23 protein-coding genes are annotated in these 19,715 nt (G+C 45.9%); 18 read left to right on the forward strand and 5 right to left on the reverse strand.

The window, feature by feature from the left end:
* Positions 1-41: 41 nt before the first annotated feature.
* Positions 42-953: a LysR family transcriptional regulator gene (locus C812_RS01775; protein ID WP_016310975.1), complete on the reverse strand. Its 912-nt coding sequence runs from the start codon at positions 951-953 to the stop codon at positions 42-44.
* 286 nt (positions 954-1,239) lie between these two features.
* Between C812_RS01775 and C812_RS01780 the strand changes: the two genes are divergently transcribed.
* The 6 genes from C812_RS01780 to C812_RS01810 all read left to right on the forward strand — a co-directional run bounded on the left by C812_RS01780 (position 1,240) and on the right by C812_RS01810 (position 8,114).
* Complete coding sequence (locus C812_RS01780) at positions 1,240-1,911, forward strand: succinate dehydrogenase cytochrome b558 subunit (RefSeq protein WP_016310976.1); 672 nt, start codon at positions 1,240-1,242, stop codon at positions 1,909-1,911.
* 112 nt (positions 1,912-2,023) lie between these two features.
* Positions 2,024-3,769 (forward strand): succinate dehydrogenase flavoprotein subunit, encoded by a 1,746-nt coding sequence (gene sdhA, locus C812_RS01785; RefSeq protein ID WP_016310977.1) that lies wholly within the window; start codon positions 2,024-2,026, stop codon positions 3,767-3,769.
* Positions 3,770-3,781: 12 nt separating this feature from the next.
* Positions 3,782-4,567, forward strand: a complete 786-nt coding sequence (gene sdhB / locus C812_RS01790) for a succinate dehydrogenase iron-sulfur subunit (protein ID WP_016310978.1) — start codon at positions 3,782-3,784, stop codon at positions 4,565-4,567.
* A 165-nt stretch (positions 4,568-4,732) separates the two neighbouring features.
* The gene (locus tag C812_RS01795) at positions 4,733-5,854 is read left to right on the forward strand and encodes a tyrosine-type recombinase/integrase (protein ID WP_208855737.1); all 1,122 of its coding nucleotides are present in this window, start codon (positions 4,733-4,735) and stop codon (positions 5,852-5,854) included.
* 151 nt (positions 5,855-6,005) lie between these two features.
* Positions 6,006-6,584, forward strand: coding sequence for a hypothetical protein (locus C812_RS01800; protein WP_167669289.1), 579 nt, complete (start codon positions 6,006-6,008; stop codon positions 6,582-6,584).
* A gap of 379 nt (positions 6,585-6,963) precedes the next feature.
* Positions 6,964-8,114, forward strand: a protein-coding gene (locus C812_RS01810) for an IS3 family transposase (protein ID WP_248931314.1) whose coding sequence is annotated in 2 segments (ribosomal slippage) — positions 6,964-7,219 and positions 7,219-8,114 — 1,152 coding nt in all. Because the reading frame shifts where the segments join, the coding sequence is not laid out codon by codon here.
* Between the two features lie 454 nt (positions 8,115-8,568).
* Here C812_RS01810 and C812_RS01815 read toward each other — a convergent pair.
* Both C812_RS01815 and C812_RS01820 read right to left on the reverse strand, forming a co-directional pair.
* Positions 8,569-8,847, reverse strand: coding sequence for a type II toxin-antitoxin system RelE family toxin (locus C812_RS01815; protein ID WP_016310981.1), 279 nt, complete (start codon positions 8,845-8,847; stop codon positions 8,569-8,571).
* Positions 8,831-9,067, reverse strand: coding sequence for a hypothetical protein (locus C812_RS01820; protein ID WP_016310982.1), 237 nt, complete (start codon positions 9,065-9,067; stop codon positions 8,831-8,833). Before C812_RS01820 ends, C812_RS01815 begins: the two co-directional genes overlap by 17 nt.
* Positions 9,068-9,389: 322 nt before the next feature.
* Between C812_RS01820 and C812_RS01825 the strand changes: the two genes are divergently transcribed.
* From C812_RS01825 to C812_RS01840, 6 genes are all read left to right on the forward strand, one after another.
* Positions 9,390-9,878: an AAA family ATPase gene (locus C812_RS01825; RefSeq protein WP_016310983.1), complete on the forward strand. Its 489-nt coding sequence runs from the start codon at positions 9,390-9,392 to the stop codon at positions 9,876-9,878.
* 204 nt (positions 9,879-10,082) lie between these two features.
* Entirely contained in the window at positions 10,083-10,367 is a 285-nt protein-coding gene (locus C812_RS01830; RefSeq protein ID WP_016310984.1) for a hypothetical protein, read from the forward strand.
* Between the two features lie 4 nt (positions 10,368-10,371).
* Positions 10,372-10,767 carry a DUF6979 family protein gene (locus C812_RS21750; RefSeq protein WP_084770565.1) on the forward strand — a complete coding sequence of 132 codons (396 nt, stop codon included), beginning with the start codon at positions 10,372-10,374 and terminating at the stop codon, positions 10,765-10,767.
* Positions 10,768-10,849: 82 nt separating this feature from the next.
* Positions 10,850-11,113 (forward strand): YbaK/EbsC family protein, encoded by a 264-nt coding sequence (locus tag C812_RS21755; RefSeq protein ID WP_084770566.1) that lies wholly within the window; start codon positions 10,850-10,852, stop codon positions 11,111-11,113.
* Positions 11,091-11,594, forward strand: coding sequence for a GNAT family N-acetyltransferase (locus C812_RS01835; RefSeq protein ID WP_016310985.1), 504 nt, complete (start codon positions 11,091-11,093; stop codon positions 11,592-11,594). Before C812_RS21755 ends, C812_RS01835 begins: the two co-directional genes overlap by 23 nt.
* A 206-nt stretch (positions 11,595-11,800) precedes the next feature.
* Complete coding sequence (locus C812_RS01840) at positions 11,801-12,256, forward strand: NUDIX hydrolase (RefSeq protein ID WP_016310986.1); 456 nt, start codon at positions 11,801-11,803, stop codon at positions 12,254-12,256.
* Positions 12,257-12,362: 106 nt separating this feature from the next.
* Here the strand turns inward: C812_RS01840 and C812_RS01845 are convergent, their stop codons facing one another.
* Entirely contained in the window at positions 12,363-13,568 is a 1,206-nt protein-coding gene (locus C812_RS01845; protein ID WP_016310987.1) for an MFS transporter, read from the reverse strand.
* Between the two features lie 313 nt (positions 13,569-13,881).
* Between C812_RS01845 and C812_RS01850 the strand changes: the two genes are divergently transcribed.
* The 5 genes from C812_RS01850 (at position 13,882) to C812_RS01870 (ending at position 17,255) form a co-directional block, all read left to right on the forward strand.
* Positions 13,882-14,769, forward strand: a complete 888-nt coding sequence (locus C812_RS01850) for a LysR family transcriptional regulator (protein WP_016310988.1) — start codon at positions 13,882-13,884, stop codon at positions 14,767-14,769.
* A 312-nt stretch (positions 14,770-15,081) separates the two neighbouring features.
* Positions 15,082-15,453: a hypothetical protein gene (locus tag C812_RS01855; protein WP_016310989.1), complete on the forward strand. Its 372-nt coding sequence runs from the start codon at positions 15,082-15,084 to the stop codon at positions 15,451-15,453.
* Positions 15,454-15,667: 214 nt separating this feature from the next.
* A complete protein-coding gene (locus C812_RS01860; protein ID WP_028538629.1) occupies positions 15,668-16,129 on the forward strand; it encodes a GNAT family N-acetyltransferase in 462 nt (153 codons plus the stop codon).
* A gap of 17 nt (positions 16,130-16,146) precedes the next feature.
* On the forward strand, positions 16,147-16,530 hold the full coding sequence (locus C812_RS01865) for a VOC family protein (RefSeq protein ID WP_016310991.1): 384 nt from the start codon (positions 16,147-16,149) through the stop codon (positions 16,528-16,530).
* Between the two features lie 110 nt (positions 16,531-16,640).
* Positions 16,641-17,255 (forward strand): YjgB family protein, encoded by a 615-nt coding sequence (locus C812_RS01870; protein WP_016310992.1) that lies wholly within the window; start codon positions 16,641-16,643, stop codon positions 17,253-17,255.
* Positions 17,256-17,419: 164 nt separating this feature from the next.
* Here the strand turns inward: C812_RS01870 and C812_RS01875 are convergent, their stop codons facing one another.
* Positions 17,420-17,794 (reverse strand): hypothetical protein, encoded by a 375-nt coding sequence (locus C812_RS01875; protein WP_016310993.1) that lies wholly within the window; start codon positions 17,792-17,794, stop codon positions 17,420-17,422.
* Between the two features lie 289 nt (positions 17,795-18,083).
* Here C812_RS01875 and C812_RS01880 point away from each other — a divergent pair, with 289 nt between their 5' ends.
* Positions 18,084-19,676: a response regulator gene (locus tag C812_RS01880; protein ID WP_208855738.1), complete on the forward strand. Its 1,593-nt coding sequence runs from the start codon at positions 18,084-18,086 to the stop codon at positions 19,674-19,676.
* Positions 19,677-19,715: the final 39 nt, after the last annotated feature.

The following is a 19,715-nucleotide window of genomic DNA, read 5'->3' on the forward strand; positions in this document are numbered from 1 at the left end:
GCTCGCCAAACCGTTGTTCGGGTGCGTGGTTCATGGTGGCGTTAGATCGGCAATTCTTTGACGAGGGTTTCGCGGATTTGCGCGATCCATTCCTTTGTTTCACTCGTCAGCTCCGATTTATCGCCGTATACGAGACAGGTTTCGCGGCGAGTCTGGGCCAGCTCGGGAATCGGCACCGTCAGCAGGCCGTTATCCCGCAGCAGCGGCATGCGCAAGTACGATTTAGGCAATAGCGCGGCCGCTTTGCAGATGGGCAGCAGGCGCACGATCGCTTCAAATGAATCGATCTCCATGCGGATATCAGGCAAGATGCTGTAGCGTCCAAACAGGTCGTCGATCAGCCGCCGATACCAGGTTCCTTTGGAAAAGACGATCATCGGCCGGCCGTTCAGATCGTCCATAATCAGACGGCGCTTCTGCCCGGCGGCGGCCAGCTCATGCCCTTTGGGCACGACCAGCTCGAGGTGGTCTTTGAACAGCGGCAGGCAATTCAAGCCCGTCTCGTTCACCAGGGAGGCCACGACGCCGAAATCGACTTTCTTCTCACGGACGTAGGAGACAATTTCATGGGTTTTGCCGGTGACGAGCTTCAGTTCGATATCCGGAAACTTCTCCATGAGCGCGGTCACGAGCGGCGGCAACGTGGTTTGGATCGTCGTCAGGCTGGCGCCCAACGTGACGATGCGGCGCTCCGCCGCCTTGAAGCGGGACACGGTCTGCAGGAAGTTTTGGTGGCGTTGCCGCTGTTCCAGCGCATATTGGTAAGCTTCCTGACCTACGCGGGTCAGCTCGAGTCTTTTCCCTTTGCGGTGAAACAGGGAGACCCCCCATTCCTCTTCTAATTTTGCAATTTTGCGCGATAGGGCAGGTTGGGACAGGTTTAACAGCTTGGATGCTTTATTCAAACTGGATTGCTCCACGACGGTGGTGAACACCAGTAACTCTTCCATCATGGGGAGAACCTCCTTTTTTCCGGGTGCAGGACAAGATTCGACAGGTTTGCTTATGTGAATTTGTTATAATGATTAATAAATATATTGCAATTCCATTATAAGATAAAAAGGAGTAACATGAAAAGTGACACAAGTTGTTCACAAGTAACTGGAAGTACAAAGGGGTTTTACCGACTGCGGTGTGGTATTTATCATATTCAACCTCCGCGCCCCCGTAAGGTCGAATCTTGAGTGAATTTGCGCAAGTTGAAACGGATGATGGAATGAGAAAGGGGTACACGCATTTATGAAAGGGTTTTATTCCAGAAAACTGCACTCGCTGCTGGGCGTCATTCCGCTGGGATTTTTCCTGCTGGAGCACATGATCACCAACTTTTCGGCGGTGGAAGGCGGAAGCGAAGGTTTTAGGGAAGCGGTTGCGTTCCTGAACAGCCTGCCGCTCGTCTTGGTTTTGGAGATTTTTGGGATCTGGCTGCCGTTGTTATATCACGGAGTTTATGGGCTTTATATTGCGTTCCAGGCGAAGCCGAACAATCGGCGGTTCCCAACCGAGCGCAACCTGCGTTATTTGTTGCAGCGGATTACCGGCGTTATCGCGTTTGTGTTCGTGATCTGGCACGTGGTGGAGACTCGTGTACAGGTGGCGCTGGGCAATGTGGAGCATGAGGAATTGGGCGGCTTGATGCATGAGATCGTCAGCAACCCGCTTTTCTTCACGTTGTATATCATTGGGGTTGTGTCGGCGGCGTTCCACTTTACGAACGGATTATGGTCGTTCCTCGTGAGCTGGGGCGTGACAGTCGGTCCGCGGTCGCAACGGGTGTCCTCTTATATTTGCATGGGCTTGTTCGCGATCGTTGCCGTGATGTTCGTGTGGTCGCTGGTCGCATTCCGCGGCGCGGAATTCCAGGCGGAAGGCACCGCTTTGCTGGAGACGGCAAAGGCTTGGTTGGCGTAGGTTTTTGTTCGTAAATGACTCGTTGAAAATAAAGCGGATGCTTCCGATGCAAGTTTTGTACGAAGCATTCCCTTGAAGCAACGCTCACAAAACTTTTAGGAGTTGAAAGCAAATGGCTAAACAAAGCTTAATCGTCGTTGGCGGCGGCTTGGCCGGTCTGATGGCTACGATTAAATCGGCCGAAGCAGGCGTGCCGGTACAGCTGTTTTCCCTTGTGCCGGTGAAACGTTCTCACTCGGTGTGCGCGCAAGGCGGCATTAACGGGGCCGTGAATACGAAAGGCGAAGGCGACTCGCCTTGGGAGCATTTTGACGATACCGTATACGGCGGGGACTTCTTGGCTAACCAACCGCCGGTTAAGGCGATGTGCGAAGCTGCACCTGGTATTATTCACTTGATGGACCGGATGGGCGTTATGTTTAACCGCACGCCGGAGGGGCTGTTGGATTTCCGCCGGTTCGGCGGTACGAAGCATCACCGTACGGCGTTTGCCGGGGCAACGACCGGACAACAGCTGCTGTACGCGCTGGATGAGCAGGTACGTCGTCATGAAGCAGCTGGCCTGGTCACGAAATATGAAAACTGGGAGTTCCTGTCCGTTGTTTTGGACGATGAAGGCGTCTGCCGCGGCATTACCGCACAAAATCTTCGCTCGATGGAAATCACTACGTTCCCGTCGGATGCGGTTATTTTGGCTACAGGCGGCCCGGGGATTATCTTCGGGAAAACGACGAACTCGGTCATCAACACAGGGACTGCGGCGAGTGCTGTGTACCAGCAAGGTGTTACGTACGCGAACGGTGAGTTCATTCAAATTCACCCGACAGCCATTCCGGGGGATGACAAGCTGCGTCTGATGTCCGAATCCGCACGTGGCGAAGGCGGACGGATCTGGACATACAAGGACGGCAAACCATGGTACTTCCTGGAGGAGAAATATCCGGCTTACGGTAACCTTGTACCGCGGGATATTGCGACACGGGAAATTTTCCATGTGTGCGTGGACCTGAAGCTGGGCATTAACGGCGAGAACATGGTGTATCTCGACCTGTCCCACAAAGATCCGAAAGAGCTGGACGTGAAACTCGGCGGGATTATTGAGATTTATGAGAAGTTCATGGGTGATGACCCGCGCAAGATTCCGATGAAAATTTTCCCGGCAGTCCATTACTCCATGGGCGGCATGTGGGTCGACTATAACCAAATGACCAACATTCCTGGTCTGTTTGCGGCAGGAGAATGTGAATACCAATATCACGGCGCGAACCGCCTTGGTGCGAACTCGCTGGTGTCGGCGATTTACGGCGGTATGGTGGCCGGACCGAAAGCGGTCGAATATCTTCGTGGCCTGAAGAAGTCGACTGAGGATCTGAATCCAAGCGTCTTCGAAAGCTACCGCAAAGCCCAAGAAGAGAAGTACGAAGGCATCCTGGCGATGGATGGCACCGAAAATGCTTATGTCATCCACAAAGAACTGGGTGAATGGATGACGGCGAACATGACTGTCGTTCGTCATAACGATCGTTTGGAAGCCACCATCAACAAAATCAAGGAACTCAAAGAACGTTACAAAAAGATCAACATCAACGATACGTCCCGCTGGAACAATACGGGAGCCGCGTTCACGCGTCAGCTGTGGAATATGCTGGAGCTGGCTGAAGCGATGACGAAGGGCGCGTTGCTTCGTAACGAAAGCCGGGGCGCGCATTATAAACCGGAGTTCCCGAACCGGAACGACGAAGAATTCTTGAAGACAACGATGGCGAAATGGACGCCGGACGGTCCGGAAATTTCGTACGAACCGGTCGACGTTTCCTTGATCCCGCCGCGGATTCGCGACTACTCGAAGGACAAATAGGAGGGGATACCCATGGCAATGGCGGAAACGGATGTAACGGCCAAACAACCAACGGCCAAAAAAGTCAAATTCATCATTACTCGCCAGGATGATCCGAACTCGAAGCCGTATACGGAAGAATTCGAGCTGGACTACCGCCCTGGAATGAACGTGATCAGCGCCTTGATGGAAATCCAGCGGAACCCGGTGAATAGCAAGGGCGAACATACCTCGCCAGTGTGCTGGGAGTCCAACTGTCTGGAGGAAGTGTGCGGCGCCTGCTCGATGGTGATCAATGGCAAACCGCGTCAGGCTTGTGCGGCACTGATCGACAATTTGGAACAGCCGATTCGCGTTGAACCGATGCGGACGTTCCCGGTCGTACGCGACCTGGTAATCGACCGCAGCCGGATGTTTAATGCGCTCAAGCGGGTCAAAGCGTGGATTCCGATCGACGGTACGTACGATCTGGGGCCAGGGCCGCGGATGCCGGAGAAGAAACGGCAATGGGCATATGAACTGTCCAAGTGCATGACCTGCGGCGTCTGCTTGGAAGCTTGTCCGAACGTCAACGAGAAGACGGACTTCATCGGCCCGGCAGCGATTTCCCAAGTGCGCTTGTTCAACGCACACCCAACTGGTGAAATGAACGCCGATGAGCGTCTGGAGGCGCTAATGGAACCCGGCGGCATCGAAGGTTGCGGCAACTCGCAAAACTGCGTCCGCGCCTGCCCGAAAGGTATCCCGCTGACCACCTCCATCGCCGAAATGAACAAAGCCACCACGAAGCATATGTTTAAGATGTGGTTTCAGCAGTAATCGAATCGAATAGATTCATACCGATAAAGTAACACCATCCATCCGAAAGAATCGGAGACAGACCCCGGGAGGGGCTGTCTCTTTTTTTTTTCGAGCTAGACAGAATAATGGAGGGGATCAGGGATGTACATTCATATTCATCGGATCGAATGTGATCAGATTTCCGTGAAATTGGAGGATTTCTCGAAAGGGGATGTCGGTAAGCTGCGTGCGATTGGGGGAGGAAGGTGGGATCCCAATGGGAAGTTCTGGCGTTTTCCTTGCACGGAGGAGAAAATCAGGCAATTTGCAGAGTACTTTCCAGAAGCGGAGATTCGAATGGACGGGCTAGCCGTGTCGCCAAAGCTATCCAGTGATGAAAAACTCATTCAGGCTCTTGATCAAAAGCTGCTCACCACGCTCAAGCTGAAGGGATACAGCCTCAAAACCAGCAAGGCCTACAGGGGGCATGTCCGGCGATATTTGCAGAACTTGGCTGATCATTTGAGGATGAAGAACCCAGGAGCCCTCAAGGATGAGAGAATGACGTCCGCGATCATCGACTCGTCCCGTACTCAACAGTATGCTCTGCAGCTCCTTGAGCAAGGGCACTCTCCTGCTTATGTGAACCAAGCCATTAGTGCTTTGCGTTTTCTGGCCGTCGAGGTTCTCAAGCAACCTTGCGAACAGATGAAATATATTCGACCGAAAAAAAGAAAAAAACTGCCCTATGTCCTATCGGAGCAGGAAGTACTCCGCGTTATCCAAGCGCCGACGAATCTGAAGCACCGTACGATGTTGTATCTGGCTTACGCCTCAGGCTTGCGTGTGAGCGAGGTCGTCCGGCTGAAAGTTACGGATATCGACCCCGAATGCGGCCTCCTTCGTGTCCGGCAAGGAAAAGGCAAAAAAGACAGGCACACCTTACTATCGCAAACGGCTTGGGACCTAATCAAAAAGTATGTGGAAGCGGAGCGACTTTCCAACTCGATGTGGTTGTTTCCGGGGCAGCATCCGGGGAGCCACTTACATGAACGTTCATTACAAAAGGTATTTCAGGAAGCCCTGAAAGCCTCCGGCATCCGGAAACAGGCAGGCATTCATGTCCTTCGGCACTCTTTCGCCACCCATTTGCTTGAGAACGGCACCGACCTCCGCTATATCCAGGAACTGCTGGGCCACGCCAATCCCTCCACCACCGAACGCTACACCCACGTCAGCACCAAGAATCTGAAACAGATTGAGAGTCCACTTGATCGGATATTACGTGATCAGCAGGGGAGATCGCAGACTACGGGAGGGGGATAAATTTCAACTTACAGAAATAAGAAATGGAGGTATAATTAAGGTTATACGATTAATTACGCAAATCCCCATCACAAGAAGATATTTGTGACGTGTAGAGATAGGGGAGTTATCGGAAATCAATGCAAGTTATAAAACGCCCAGATCGTTCATCATGAAGTTTAAAGAAATCTATCTTCTAGGTGGAGGAAATAAAATGAAAGTAAAAGCTTTATTGGTAGTGCTTATTATTGGATTAGTATTATTCACAATTTGGTATTTCACACCTAAAAACTATACTCAAACATTAAATGGTGTTTACTATCAATTAGGAAATGGAGAAGAGGCTCATGACATAGAGATCATCCTTGATGGTAAACTGCATCATCGTTTCAACGGGAAGATTACATTTAAAGGGACAGTTGAAATAAGAGGGACGAATGTACCCTCCATACCAGAGGATAAAACAGAAATAGTATTAGATTACCATGGTGAGAATCGTGCTCCAATATTCTCTGCATTTAGAGTAGTTGATTATAAAGGTAGAGTGGAACCTGACATTTACTACTACGGGCTTCTATATACCAATGATAAATTTAGTGAATTTACAATAGCTGTATTTAACGATGGAGATTCGGAGACATGGTCACCATCAAATGGGTTTATGATTACAGCACCAGCACGAGACAAACAAGTTGCAATTAAAATCTCTCAAAATTTAATGAAGAAGTTTGATATTACATTAAATCCTTAAATAAATGGATGTTTGAGTGGATTCAATGATGGCATTGACATCCGATAACACCATATTCACGCTTCGGGCCATTCGGCCCTCGGTCCGGCAGAAGTTAGAAGAGTATTCGGTGATGAAATTTCAGTAGCGAGGAAGCTTGATCAGCCGGACACATCCTACCACCTAACCGCATCGCGGCCGTCCCTTCGGGACTTAAGTTGGTGGGGCGTCGTGAATACAAGGACGTTATCTGCCATCGTCTAGTCGAAGAAGTGGGAAAGAATGAAAAGCTGAATAACACGAAGCAGATCAAAGGTATCTAGTTGCTGCTAGACTAAAAAGTAGACATGGAGAACCGAGAATCGGGTAAAATGAATCTATCCAAATTCGAGGTGCTACCATGACGAAAAAATACGATAAAGAATTTAAACTGCAAACGATTCAGATGATCCAGGAAGAAGGGAAAGCGGTGGCGCAGGTCGCCCGCGAACTGGGGATCAGCGACAACACCCTGTATCGTTGGATGGCGGAATACAAGAAAGACGGCGCACAGGCCTTTCCAGGCAGTGGGCAACTGAAAGCCGACGATAAAGCAATGAGAGATCTTCAGAAACGCCTTCGTGATCTGGAAGAGGAGAACGACATCTTAAAAAAGGCGATGCACTACTTCGCCAAAGACCGGCGCTGATCTATGCCTTCATCCACGATCATCGCTTCAAGTGCCGAGTCTCGAAGATGTGCGAAGCCTTTGAAGTATCCCGAAGCGGCTATTACAAATGGACCCAGCGAAAAGCCAGCAAACGTGAAAAGCGACGTCGCAAGCTGGAGCGGCGGATCCGTCGTATCTTTCTAGAATCCCGTCGATTATATGGAAGCCCCAAAGTAGCAAAAGAACTGCACAAGCAGGGCATACGAGTGTCCGAGAAAACAGTCGCTCGGATCATGAAGGAGCTGGGTTTACGTTCTCGCACGGTGAAGAAATACAAGGCCACAACCAACTCGAAGCACAACCTGCCTGTCCAAGAGAACGTGTTGAACCGCGAGTTTAATCCGTCCGCTCCAAACAAGGCCTGGGTGGCTGATATTACGTATATCCCGACCGATGAGGGTTGGCTATACCTGGCAAGCATCATGGACCTGTACAGTCGTAAAATCGTTGGATTTCACATGGATGAGCGAATGACGAAAGAACTCGTGTTAACGGCGCTGGACCGCGCCCACAGCCAGCAGCGACCGTGCGAAGAGGTTCTGCATCATTCGGATCGCGGCAGCCAGTACGCTTCTCATGACTACCAGGCGCGGCTGCGCACCTACAAGATGAAAGGCAGTATGAGCCGCAAAGGGAACTGCTACGATAATGCGTGTATTGAATCGTTCCACAGTGTGCTTAAGAAAGAACTTGTCTACTTGGAGAAGTTCAAAACACGCAAGCAAGCCAAGAAACGCATTTTTGAATATATTACCTGCTTCTACAATGGAAAACGAATCCATTCCGCGATTGGGTATTCTACGCCCAATGAGTGCGAACGTATGTACCGATCTGCCGCATAATTTTCTCGATTCTTTGTGTCTACTCTATTGACAGAGGTACAAGTTGACTACGAGAAGAGGGCTAAAGAAGTAAGCAGTAGCTAGGACTTGGTTCAGTAAGAGTCGTGAGTTAATAACGATGAAACATCATGAAGAGGATACATAGAAGTATATAAAAGAAATAAAGGCAGTAAAAAGAAATTGCAGTGAAGAACGACGGCAGATAACACAATGTTCCCGCAACGCGGCTGTAGCCGCAAGGTCCGCCCGAAGATATATGAAGTGGAATCATTACGGTGCTAATTCAGTAGCAAGGAAGGGAATTCAGGCGGACACGTCTGCAAGGCTAAGTGGCGGAGCCACCCGGCAACCTGATTCGCTGCGCTCGACGGGTCAGCGGCTTAAGCCTTTCGACGTCGGGAACACGATACGTTATCTGAAACCGGTGCGAGGCAAAATAAATGACACTTGTACTTTAAGTGCCATCAAGATTTTTATATATGTCACCGCGAGATCCTATCTTTACAACAATTATTATAAGTTCATTATCAATTACTGAATAAATCACACGAAAGGATCCAACACGAAGCCGAAAATGATTTTCCATACCTTGCATTCTTTTTATGTCGAGCTCTGGATGTCTTGGATTTTCAGAAAGAATTTTTAAGTGATCCAGAATGCGATTTCGAGTTGTGATATCCTGCTTTTGAAGATACTTAAAGGCATCCTTTAGGAACTTAATTTCGTAATTCATGTTCAACATCCTTAAGGCTAATTAATTCACCTCTTAAGTAAGCTTCATGAGCATCCTTTATGGCATCTAATTCATCTTGAGTTGTTGGTTCATCATCGAGAGGGATTTCTCTATTCACGGGAATATTGGCGAGGCGCTCCATCAATTCGGAAACCAACTCAAGATCTTTATCGGATAGTCGATCAAGCAACTCATAAAATCGTTCTTTATTTACAGCCATTTTGCCAACTCCTTTCAAGATCTAATTATAACCATTATAACATTAGATACACCTAAGGGAATGGAGTTAGTAACTCGAAGAAGGCACCGGCATCAGATAACACAGTATTCACGCATCGGGCATTCGCCCTCGGTCCGGCAGGAGTTAGAAGTGAAGTCGAAGAGGGGATTTCAGTTTCGGGGAAGCGGGATCAGGCGGACACACCTACGAGGCTAACTGCGCAAGCGCAGCCGGCCACTTCGTGGCCTTAAGCCTCTCGGCGTCGTGAACACAAGGACGTTAGGCGAAACTCCCCTTAATCTATAAAATGAAGGTGGATTCATTGAAGAAACTTATTGTAATAAACGGAACAATGGGAGTCGGAAAAACCACAGTTTGTCAAGGGTTATATAAGTCACTTGATAAAGCAGTATGGTTAGATGGTGATTGGTGTTGGATGATGAATCCTTGGAACTTTAATGAAGAAAACATACGGATGGTTAAGAATAATATTACATATTTACTCAGAAACTTCTTAACGAACTCTACATTCGAATATGTCATTTTTAACTGGGTTCTTCATAGAAAAGAGATCCTGGATGAATTACTTGTCCGTTTAGGTGATTTAGATTTTCAGCTTAAGAAGGTTACATTGTTGTGTTCTGAAACCGCATTACGACAAAGAATGATTCAGGACGGTAGATCAGAAGAACAAATTAATTTGAGCATCGAGCGGTTAAGTATGTACGAGAATATGGATACTAATATTATTGATACAAGTGAAATTGGCACAGAAGAGATTGTCCAAAGAATAAAAGAAATCATAAGTTGATCGTTGGTGTTGAGAAAAGGGGAGCATCACCTAATACAGAATTCACGCATCGGGCCATTTAGCCATCGGTCCGGCACGAAGGTTGCTAGTGACGCAGAAGTAGCAGGACCCTGGCGTGTCCTTAAGTCGGTGGGACGTCGTGAATACAATAACGCTAGCCGGAAGTTATGCTTGAATATAACTGGAAAGAACTGGAGGGAATTCATGAAGAAAATTCTCAGTGGAATATCATTCTTGTTTTTTGGATTAACTCTCTATATTACGGCACACATTCAAGCAGTAAATTATCTACCATTAGTTACATCGTGGAATACGGACAAGGGGAAGTATTGGAGTGCCTTAGATGAAACACATGGAATACAGCTAACTTATTTTGGAATCACATTTTGTGTGTTAGGGACAATTTTAATTTTGATTGGGTGTTTTGAAGATCAAATAAAGAAAATATTTAAAACCTCAAGCAGTAAGCAAGAAGAAACACGGAGATGATTTTGTGGGTAAGTACGGAGAAGCAGCAGTCAGATCTGTAGTTCTATTAAATACTGGCATAACCCATGACCCAGTGCTAGCATGGGAGACTATTACAAGAGAGATCTTTGGTGAAGGTACTTCTTCACAGAAGAAAGGTTGCCCCAAAGGTACTTTTTTAGGTATTTGCGAGTCTGGATTAGTAAATGGTGTGCCAGCTGGAACATATACTAGATCAAAATTAAATAAAGAATATGGACTAAGGGCTCTTACCCTTTTATCCCTTAATCCTGAATTGATCAATGATATGAAAACATTATGGTTTCAAACCTTAGGGGATAACCAGAAGAAACATAATCAGCAAATGGATGTTGTAATTTCTCTTTGGAAGAACGACTCAATAAATACGAGAAATTTGTGAGTGGTTCGGAGATGGCAATAACTTCGACACTTGTATTCACACCAGAGCATTCGCCCCTCGATCCCCCCGAATCATTTCGGGAATGCAGATTCATGCGGACAACGCTACGAACCTCATATTGAAGACGGATAGAGGATACTTCTCACTGATAGTATCAGGAGATTATGGGCGTGTAGACCTGGAAACGATCAAAGAAATAATAAAAGCTCAAGAAGTTAGATTCGCAAAACCCAAAGAAGTAGAAGAAGCCACAGGCAGTCGAATAGGAAGTGTATCATTAATAAATCCTACATCTGAAATACATTTGAAAGGAATAGACCACAATGACTCAGTACATTGTCAGTAATAACGAACTATTCATAAGAAAAACAGAACTTGAAGATTTAAATTATGTACTACAGGCAGAACAAGATCCGGAAAGTAAGAAGTTTATTTTGTCATGGTCCAGAGAACAACATGAGAGAGCGATCTCCAACGATGATTCTCTACATCTGATTGTAGAGGATACAAATAGAAGAAAAATAGGTTATGTAATCATTCAAGGGATGAAAAATCCGAATCGTTGTTATGAGATCGTTCGAATCAATTTGAGTGTGAGGAACCAAGGTTACGGTAAGAAAGTCATGAAATTGATATTAGATTATTTGTTTAATCAATTGAAAGCCCACAGAGTCTGGCTAGATGTGAAGGAAGGGAATCAGAGAGCCTTTCATGTATATCAATCGCTTGGATTTAAGGTGGAAGGCACTTTGCGTGAATGTATAAAGAAGGAAAGCCACTATGAATCATTAATAATAATGGGATTATTAAGAACCGAATATAGCTGACCAATCGAGGAAGCCAGAGACTTCATATAACACCGTATTCACGCATCCGGCATGGTGATGGTGCCTTAAGACGGTGGGACGTCGTGAATACAAAAACGTTATCTGAAACCAGCGAAAGGAAAAATAAATGAAGGCACATCTGTAGTTTTATGTGATAGAAAAGACTTCATGATCTGAATGTAGAAACAAAACTAGGAGGATCTTAAGTGGGATATATCATGGAGCTCCGAAAGTTGGTTGGCACAAGACCAATCATTCTGGTTGGCGTGACAGTTCTAGTTAAGAACGCTGAAGGACATGTATTACTTCAGAAGAGGACGGATAGTTATGACTGGGGAACCATCGGTGGCTCGCTGGAACTCGGAGAGTCCTTTGAAGAAGCGGCAAGACGTGAGCTTTTTGAAGAAGCAGGATTGAGAGCTGAAGAATTACTTTTTATAACTAATCTATCCGGAAAAGATTTCTACTATAAATACCCTCATGGAGATGAAGTTTATAATGCCATAGCTGTATTTGAGGCGATTAAGGTGCAAGGAATACCAACTATAAATGATGATGAAGGACTCGAATTAAAATATTTCTCACTTGAAGAACCGGTAGAAAACCTAAATCCCAATAGTTATATGATTCTAAAAAAATTAGGATATATAAGGAATTGGTAGAGACTAAATCTGAAAATTCCAATCTCGAACGTTATCAGCAAAAAACTCAGCGACCTCTCCCCGTCAGAATATTGGGAAGCGATCGCCGCTGAGCTTCGAACTTTTTTTATTGTCTACTACTTGCCGGGGTTGCCACCAGCACTTCTCGGTCTGACTCCTTTTTGGATCCGATGAAAAGCTGCACGATAATCATCGCTACGGTGACAGCGGCAAGTCCGACGAAGGCGAAAACAAAGCTGCTTGTCATATCTTGAATCCATCCAACCAAAATCGGTCCAAGCGCCCCAATTACATATCCCACCGATTGTGTCATGGCGGACCAAGAGCTTGCATCTTGTGCGTTCGAGGTTTCTTCAATCGGTAACATCAACGCGATAGGGAAGAGACCGCCGTTGCCGATGCCGAGCAGGATCGCAGCAAGCCATGGTGAACTAGAAAAGATGATAAGTAGTATCCCGGCTAAATTAGACAAAGCGCAGGCAATCATCCATAGCAGTCGGTTGGAAAAACGATGCATCAACATCGGAATCAAAAATGTTGCCGGAATTTGAACCAATGTAGAAAGTGTAAGCATGTTACCAGCATAAACCTTACTGTACCCCATATTTGAGACGGCTGGTGCAAGCCATGCTGTAACGGAGTAGAACGCGATAGCCATCATTCCGAAAAATAGGGTCAAAAGCCATGCTCTACTATTTCTCCAAGGCAGCCGCCCCGTGTTACTCTGAGAAGAGGTTTGAACAACATTTCGATCTGCGTGTCTTACTACAAATAACCACCAGGCTGGCAAAGCAATAGCGGCAAGGATTGCCCAAAAACCTAATGCGGATCGCCAAGAGCCATTAAAAGCATTTTGGAAGGGAACGGATAGTCCTGCGCTTAGGGCTGCTCCAATCACCATTGCTACGGAATAGACGCCGATCATGGAGCCGACCTGGTTGGGAAAATAACGTTTAACGAATCCAGACAAAAGCGGACCAGCAGATGCAATACCGATACCAGCGATGAGTGCTGTAATTAGCAGGAATGTATAAGAAGGCGTAAACCAACGGATCAAGGTAGCTCCTCCCACGAGCAATAGAGCTATCGATAAGATCCGTTCGATGCCATGTCGAAGCCCCAACTTAACAGCTATCGGGGAGAAGAGTCCCATACATAGAACCGGTATAGAGGTGAGAAGACTGGCAGAGGATGCGCTCATTCCGAGATCGTTCCGAATGGTCTCTAAAAGCGGCGAAACTGAGGAAATCACCGGCCTCAAGTTTAAAGATGCCAAAAATAGGGCTATTACTAAAAGTGTTGAACGTTTCATTTTTTCTCTCCTTACTCTCCTTACTTTCTTCCTAAATCCGTGATCATCATCCACCCTAATATCCTCTATGCTTACTTGGGATTATTCGAGTCGGCCGATTTGTTGCGCTTACGTGGGAGGGATGCATATTACCTTTCACAAAAAAATTGTAGTGATATTGGATTGGGGGGTTCGTCTGTATCACGGATTTAGGTTTTTGTATATGATGTTTTTCATATTTGCTAAGTTTAAAATATATAATTTGATTGATCAATATAATGATTTCTATTAAAATAATAAGAAAAACGAATGATTGTTTAGAGATGGGGCAACTATGGATCTTAGGCAATTAGAATACTTTGTCGCTGTATGCGAGGAACTGCATTTTACCAAAGCGGCGGAGAAATTAGGCATGTCGCAACCGACACTCAGTCAGCAGATACGTTCATTGGAAAATGAAGTAGGGACGCCGTTGTTTGATCGGATTGGCAAACGGATTGTACTTACGGAAGCAGGTAGACTGCTGTTAGATTATAGTATCCAGATGTTCAGGATTCGTAAAAATGCAGTGGACGCGATTGATGAACTCTGTAATCATCAGCGTGGAACACTGGTCATAGGAGCGATCCCCTCTGATCTCGATTACAGAATTACACAATTATTAATCGATTTTCACAAGGAATTTCCTCATATACGACTTACCGTCTTGACATCCGTCGAAGTCTTGAAGCAAGTGTTGGAGATGGAGGTAGACATTGGTATTGGGATCCTGCCTCTCCCAGATGAGCGGATTGTGAGCATTCCTTTATCCAGTGAGGAGTATGTGCTGGTCGTCCCGGGGAACCACGAATTGGCGGATCGAAGCTCGATCGATATAGAGGAGCTTCGCCATATTAGCACTGTGATGTACCCCAAGGGCACGCTTGGACGCGAGCTAGTCGATGATTGTTGCAGAAAGTTTGGCTTCAGTTTAGATCCTATTATTGAAACGACAACCCCTTTTTCGCTGATTCATTTAGTTAAAGCTAATATTGGCGCGACAATTCAACCTTTACCACTTATTTTATCTATGAATGATCCCGAGTTACGTACCATCAAAATCAAGAGGGGCCCAACTCGCACCATCGGTATTATTTATCGCGCTGACAGGTTTCTTAGCCATGCGGCGCAAACATTTATCAAGAAATTACAGGAAAATTTACAAGGGATAAATCCGATATGAAGGACCGTGTGGAGGGATACTCCGCACGGCTTTTTGCTTTAGTGGGGAAGATAACACAATTCTTTTAACCCTAGAGCAGATTTATGATTGATAATTTCATGTCTAAATGTATAATCATGGAAGGAGCTCAAACAACAATGACCCAGCCTAAGATATGAGCGATCTTTGGCTGGGGTGGCATACATCTACATTTTCTTTTTTATATGGGGGCTGTTCTATTTGGCTTTCTTATTGGAATGTTCAGTAAACCAGTAACGAGACATAATTATAACCATACCTGCCGCGTTTGTACCGTATAGGAGGCTAGATGAATTGAAGAAATTTGTAGCATTCATTTCTATAATACTGATCCTATGTAGTTGTTCTAACTCCACAATTATTTTTAAAGGCGAGAGTCAAAACTGGTCCTCCACTTATACGGTCAAACATGTAAACAGCGAGTTTCATCAAACGATCTTGAAAATAAAATACAAAGGAAAAAATCTAAAAGACATTAGTGGAATTAAATATTCGTATAAGGGTATTGGGGTAGGCGGTAGTGGAGAATTACCGGATTTGTCAGTTGATGGTGTAATAAGTGCACTATCAGGAGGAAATGGTGCAATTCCACCAAAAGATTCAGTAATTAAGGTCATGATCGAATGGAACAATCGAAAAGAGGAATTAGAACTTATTTCCAAGTAACCTCGACTTAATTGGGATTAGAGAATATCAAACGTATTATTATTGTCACGAATTAGACACAAATACCAGGCCTGATAATTGGTGTCTAACGGAGAAGGGTCGAACAAGGGTTAGGCAAGAAGAAGTTGAAAGACTAATATTAAACGGCAGTACAACGTTTCAGATCTGATATATTTAAAAGAAAGACATAACCTATAGGGAGATACATATGGATGTGAAGATACGCCTACTTGAAAATCACGAAGAAGTTCCCCTTGATCTATTACTGTTAGCTGATCCATCGCAAGAGATGATTGCGGAGTATTTGCAAAGAGGTCAGTGTTATGTGGGCTTGGACGAGAGAGAGCAGATTATTGCTGTCATTGTATTACTACCAACACGACCCGGAACATTGGAAATTGTAAACATCGCAGTGCGTGAAGCGTTTCAGGGAAGAGGGATCGGGAAGAAACTGATTCAGTTTGCAATGGACCAAGCAAGAGAGAAAAACGCCAAAACGATTGAAATCGGGACAGGAAACTCAAGTGTAGGACAGCTGCTGCTTTATCAAAAATGCGGATTCCGAATTACGGGGATTGATCGGGACTTTTTTATCAGACACTATCCTGAAAAAATTTATGAGAACGGAATTCAATGCAGGGATATGATCCGATTAAGTCTTGATTTATTTGAATAAGAAAGAAGGAGTTTATCATGATCCATCATGTTGAAATCAATGTATCCGACCTCCAAACAAGCAGAGCATTCTGGGATTGGATCTTTCAAGAGCTTGGATATTCGGTCTATCAAGATTGGGATCAGGGAGTGAGTTGGAGAAGTGGAGCTACCTATCTGGTCTTTGTACAAACGGAAGCAAACTACTTAGACATTCCCTATCATCGAAAAAGAGTGGGACTCAACCATCTCGCATTCCAAGCGAACTCCAAGGAACAGGTCGACAGGATGACGAAGCATCTTGAAGAACGTGGGGTACCTATTCTTTATAAAGACAGACATCCCTATGCCGGCGGACCGGGGCATTATGCAGTATTTTTTGAGGCCCCTGATCGAATCAAGGTCGAAATCGTTGCTCCTTGAATTCAGCGAAGGTTTGCTCCTGTTACCAGCAACCTTTTACAGTTTCGTTTCGTTACAAGGGTGTAGCAAAAATCAGCATCCGAGGTGCTAGAAAACAGGAGGATGGTTTCATGAATAAATCTGCAAGAAAGAAAACGGCAGCCTTGTATATCGCAGGAGCTGCAGTACTCGGATTCATTGGGATCTCGAACAGCCTGCCGACTGTATCTGCGGCACCGCCAGCAAAGACTGCAACAGCGACGGAATCTAAAGCTTCACAGTCCGTGAACAGCTTTTTAAATAGCTTTTATAAGCCGGCCCTTAAAGGCCAATTCCCGGAAGATGCGATTAAACCACTAAAGGCACCTACGCTTGGAAAAACCACACGTCAAGAGATCATTAAAGCTATTGGTGAGCCTGAGGAAGCGGGCACAGGGGCGAATGCCTTTGACTCATATCATGGTTCCATGGGACAACCTAGCCTTGCTTTCTCCTACAAATCGAAGAAGCTTCAAGAAATGCGTTACTTTGGCACGGGAGTCGAGCGTCAACAGAATCTCGGCAGCATTACTCAAAAAATTTTGATGAAGCAATGGGGAATGCCTAACTCGACTTCTACCTTTAAAACGGGTAAACTCACCCAGAAAAAATTAGTGTACATCCGCGGGGATTACCAGCTGGAATTTATTTTTGACAGCAGCACGGACCTGAATCACATTAATTTGACCTACAAAGATGCCAAGTAAAAAAGCAACATAATACACAAATACACGCCCCGGCCTAGAGCGATTCTTTAGGCCGGGGCGTTTCGCTATATTCGTTCATTTAAGGAGGAAAAACCATTCGGTGAAGGAACGCGGTGGCATGCTCACTTCTTCCGTTCTGCTTCCAACGATGAGCCTGTGATCCCTTATTGTCTAATAATCAGGATGTCTCTCGGAGGTCTTCCGGTACGTTGAATTTCAGCGATCTCTGCATTGGTCAGGTTGCGGCCAACGAGAACAAGTGAAGAAGTTACGTTGTTGAAGCCGAGGTTGCCCAGGTTGGCCACATTTTGACTGCCCCGGAATACCCGGATCGAACCTTGGAAGTTCGTTCCCGAGAACAATACCAGGGTGACGCGGTTGCTTTGCACAATATTTCTGAGCCGGAAGCTGGTAAGTGCATTATTAAATCTGAACGCTCCCAGATCGCGGACAGCGACCCCGCCACGTCTGAAGAGAATCCGGCGGCCTGTAAAATTTGCACCTGACCATAATGCAAGACGTACATCGCGGTTTGCCAAAATCTATCACTCCTTTTCATAGGGATGATATATTCTATTTCCGTTTCTATGAATCGGTGTGGACAAGAGAGCAGGGTACTCGTTGGATTATGGCTGGATTTCGTTCGAGACATAAGCAGAAACGAGACCCAGCAAGAGATGCAATCTTGATAGAGCGCAATATATTGCAACTGCGGCACCATAATTACCATGGGAACTGTAATTTTTACCCATTAAGATAGAAATCAAGATGTAAATGCTTTCTAGTATCGCTATCGAGGAGGATTAGAGATGGAAATGAGTGATGATGATGTTCAAACTCCTGATTGTTGACGATGAGTTATTGATGCGCATGGGGATCCGTTCGATGGTTGAATGGGAGCAGCAGGGATTCTGTCTCGCCGGAGAAGCATCAAATGGGAAAGAAGCGCTGGAGCTGGCAAGAAGCGTTCAGCCTGACTTAATCATTACAGATATCAAGATGCCTCTAATGGACGGTTTGCAGTTGATCCGCGAAGCCCAAAGGGTGGTTCCAGGCTGCAAATTCGTGATTCTAAGCTATTTTAATGAGTTTAGTTATGCGAAAGAAGCGATGCAACTGGGGGCTGTCGATTATCTGATCAAAAATGAGATTACGCCGGAGGGATTGGTTCAATTACTGGAGCGCATTCGGCAGAAGCTGTTGGCCGAGAGGGCTTCTTTCGGTAAAAGCGAACCGGCGGTAAGTTATTTGGAAAGCCTTTCGTATCTTAAAGAAAATCTGTTCAAAGACTGGATCAGCGGTCTGCTGGAGGTCAATGAAGCGATCATGAAAGCTGAACAGCTTCATGTCCGCGTTCGTTCCACCGAATTGCGGGTGATAAAATTTCGTCTGGACAATTTCGAAAGGGTGCGTAAGAAGTACGTTGAGAAAGACGAGAAGCTGCTGCGTTTTTCCATTCTTAATATTTTGGAAGAGATGATTCCAAGAAAGTGGGAGAAGGAGGTCGTCATTGAAAGCTCCTCCGATTATTTACTCATCATCAATACGGTTCAAAGTGAGTCCGAGCTTTCAGAGATCCATCATTTATGCAGGGGTATTCAACAAGCGATGAAGGATTTTATGAACGTCACGTTTTCTGTAGGTGTTAGTTCGATCATCCCAAGCTTAAAGTGCTTGAGAACGGCGTACCGCGAAGCGGATCAAGCCCTTCAAAGCCGATTTTTTTGGGGAACCGGTCAAATTTTAATTTATGAAACCCCTAAAATGAACCATGGATCAAAGAAAAGGTCTGGTTTACCGTTGGAGGAATGGAAATCGGAATTTCGAAATGCGTTAGAGAGTCGTAAGGAGGAGAAACTGGCAGACACGCTCCTAGAGATACGGCGAAATCTAGTTGCTGAGGAGGCAAGCGAGCGCGAAATCCGGGAGTTCTACATGGGATTAGCCGAGATCATCAGCACCGAAGGTTTCTCCAAGTGCACGTGTCGGCTGCCACAGGTGGAAATGCTGCCGTATGAAGCGGTGCTGACCGCAGAGAGTTGGGATGAGATCCACTGTATTGTACTGGAATATGCGAAGCAGTGCATCGCCACGGATTATCCGTTACCGGAGAGAAGCTATGCGGACCTGGCGGCTGATTTGATCCACCGAAATTATGCCGAAGAGATTTCGCTCATTAGCGTAGCCAATCAGATCAACGTCAATCCCTCGTATCTCAGTCGGGTCTTCAAGCAAGAAAAAGGTGAGAATTTCATTTCCTATTTGACCCGAGTGCGAATCGAACGCTCCAAATCGATGTTAGAGAATCGAAGATATAAAATATCGGAAGTAGCCGAGAAGGTCGGGTATCGCAATTATCCGTATTTCAGCAAAATTTTCAAGAAATTTGTTGGTATGAGTCCTGAGGAATATCGCGGATAATCCCACCGACTTTACTTGGAAAGGGGCTCTGTGTGAATC

The sequence above is a fragment of the Paenibacillus barengoltzii G22 genome (assembly GCF_000403375.2).
In the GTDB taxonomy this organism is placed as follows: Bacteria; Bacillota; Bacilli; order Paenibacillales; family Paenibacillaceae; genus Fontibacillus; species Fontibacillus barengoltzii.